Genomic DNA, 2458 nt, shown 5'->3' with positions numbered 1-2458 from the left:
GTAAGCGTCAAATAAATCCCACCTTCAAAACACAAACCGCACTTTGAGATAATCTCCTCAGAACCAAGTGAGGAGGATGTAGATGAAGCAAACGGATCTCCGTGAACAGTGGGAGGCACGAATCAAGGATTATCGCGCCAGCGGCCTTACCGCTGAGAAATGGTGTGCTGAAAATGAAGTTACCACCAGACAGCTATGGTATTGGCTGCGGAAATTTCGGGATTCAAAAGAATCCTCTGTTCGTCCCCCGCAGTGGGTTCCAATCAACGTGCACCAACCGCAGGAGAACACAGAATCTCTGTTACTGGTCAAAGTTGGTGCGGCCGTGATTGAAATCCGTCCCGGCTACAATCCCACACTCCTGTCCGACGTAGTTCGGACGCTCCAGGCCTTATGCTGAACTCCTTCCAGATCGATCGGGTCTATCTGGCTTGCGGCTTCACCGATCTGCGAAAATCCATCGACGGTCTGGCGGCGCTCGTGCAAGAAGGCTTCAAACTGGATCCCTTCTCTCCGTGCCTGTTCGTGTTCTGCAATCGTGAACGCAACAAGCTCAAGATCCTGTATTGGGAGCATAACGGCTTCTGGCTCTTCTACCGCCGTCTTGAACGCGGTACGTTCCAGTGGCCAACGGGCAATGGAGAACCGGTAGCGGTCTCCAGCCGCGAACTGCGTTGGTTGCTGGATGGACTTTCCCTGAGCCAGAGGCAAGCGCATCCGCCAGTCGCAGCCCGCACGGTCATTTAACGGCCATCGTTTGTGATTTCGGCAACCTTGGCGGCAGGGATTCTTGCTTCTTCCGCGAATATGTAAGATATGAAAAATCAAACGGAAATGCAAACCTCTCCAACAGAAGAGTACGCCGCAATCATTGCCAAACAGGATGCACAAATTGCCGAGCTCACAGCCAAGTTGAAATGGTATGAGGAGCAGTTTCGACTTGCCCAGCAGAAACGCTTCGGCACTTCAAGCGAGAAGACGCATCCGGATCAACTGGAACTACAGCTGTTTAACGAAGCGGAAGTGTTGGCGACCCCTGTCTCACAGGAACCAGCTATCGAGACAGTCACATACAGCCGCAAGAAGACGGCTGGCAGCCGTGAGGCCAAGCTGGAATCGTTTCCTGTGGAAACGATTCTGTATGAGTTGCCGGAGGCTGAACAAGTTTGTGCGTGCTGCGGCGGTGCGCTTCATGTGATGAGTACGGAGACGCGAAACGAAATCACGGTCATTCCGGCGGAAGTGAAAGTGCTGCGCCATGTGCGTCAGGTGTATGCGTGCCGTCACTGCGAGCGTGAGGAGATCCACACACCCATCGTGACGGCTCCTATGCCAAAGCCCGTTTATCCGGGAAGCTTGGCTTCCCCTTCGATCCTCGCGTATGTGATGAGCCAGAAATATGTGGACAGCCAGCCGCTATACCGACAGGAGCAACAGTTTGCTCGTCTGGGTCTCACCCTCTCGCGGCAGACACTAGCCAACTGGATGATCTTCGGCGCAGAGCAGTGGCTTTCGCTACTGACAAACCGTATGCACGAGCATCTGCTGAACCAGGATATCGCGCATGCCGACGAAACGACATTGCAGGTGCTGTGTGAACCGGGCAAGTCAGCGCAAGCACAGTCCTATCTGTGGTTGTACCGAACCGGACGCATGGGACCACCCATCGTTCTATACGATTACCAGCCAACGCGCGGCGGCGAACATCCCCGAAAGTTTCTGGCGGGATTCAATGGCTACCTGCACGTGGACGGTTACCCTGGCTACCACAAAGTGTCCGGTGTGACGTTGGTCGGATGCTGGGCACATGCGCGCCGCAAGTTCGATGAGGCGCTGAAGGCGCTGCCTGCTTCGCAAGACAAAACCGAAACAGCTGCCTGGGAGGGACTCCAGTTCTGCAACCAGCTCTTTACCATCGAGCGAGAATGCAAGGATGCCGCTCCCCAGGAACGCTATGCCATCCGAATGGAGCGCAGTCGCCCTGTTCTGGATGCTTATTTGGCATGGCTGCGCCAGCAGCGCTCCCGTACCTTGCCGAAAAGTCTGCTTGGACAAGCGATTGCTTACAGCTTGAATCAATGGGACAAGCTGACGGCGTTCTTGAAGGACGGGCGACTGGAGATTGATAACAACCGCAGTGAGCGCTCCATCAAGCCTTTTGTGATCGGAAGAAAGAACTGGCTGTTCGCCAATACGCCACGTGGTGCAAAGGCCAGTGCGATCATCTATAGTGTGATTGAAACAGCGAAAGAGAATGGGTTGAACCCCTTCAAGTACTTGATGCTCTTGTTCGAACAACTCCCGCAGCTTCCCGATCCGAAAAATCCAGAAGCGTTGGACAGTTTACTCCCTTGGTCTCCATCGCTACCCTTGACCTGCCGTTTGTTCAAATCTTGATTCCAGCATAGATCAGCCCACATCTTGGCGACAAGGTGTGGGCTATTTGACGCTTACGCCT

3 protein-coding genes are annotated in these 2458 nt (G+C 54.1%); all 3 read left to right on the top strand.

The annotated features are described in order from the left end of the window. Positions 1-82: 82 nt before the first annotated feature. A complete protein-coding gene (tnpA, locus tag JZI27_RS24755) occupies positions 83-400 on the top strand; it encodes an IS66 family insertion sequence element accessory protein TnpA (RefSeq protein WP_005837499.1) in 318 nt (105 codons plus the stop codon). Then, positions 394-747 (top strand): IS66 family insertion sequence element accessory protein TnpB, encoded by a 354-nt coding sequence (tnpB, locus tag JZI27_RS24750; RefSeq protein ID WP_005837500.1) that lies wholly within the window; start codon positions 394-396, stop codon positions 745-747. Before tnpA ends, tnpB begins: the two co-directional genes overlap by 7 nt. Before the next feature lie 87 nt (positions 748-834). After that, on the top strand, positions 835-2397 hold the full coding sequence (gene tnpC, locus JZI27_RS24745; RefSeq protein WP_251245454.1) for an IS66 family transposase: 1563 nt from the start codon (positions 835-837) through the stop codon (positions 2395-2397). The last annotated feature ends 61 nt before the right edge of the window (positions 2398-2458 follow it).

The organism is Brevibacillus sp. AY1, assembly GCF_029870785.1.
Lineage (GTDB): Bacteria > Bacillota > Bacilli > Brevibacillales > Brevibacillaceae > Brevibacillus > Brevibacillus invocatus.
The sequence above is the reverse complement of the archived record's forward strand: the minus strand, read 5'-3'. Positions and strand labels throughout refer to the sequence as shown.

Excerpts from the sequence above, each read along its gene's own strand:
- tnpB (WP_005837500.1), top strand. The coding sequence starts at position 394 with ATGCTGAACTCCTTCCAGATCGATCGGGTCTATCTGGCTTGCGGCTTC.
- tnpA (WP_005837499.1), top strand. The coding sequence starts at position 83 with ATGAAGCAAACGGATCTCCGTGAACAGTGGGAGGCACGAATCAAGGAT.
- tnpC (WP_251245454.1), top strand. The coding sequence starts at position 835 with ATGCAAACCTCTCCAACAGAAGAGTACGCCGCAATCATTGCCAAACAG.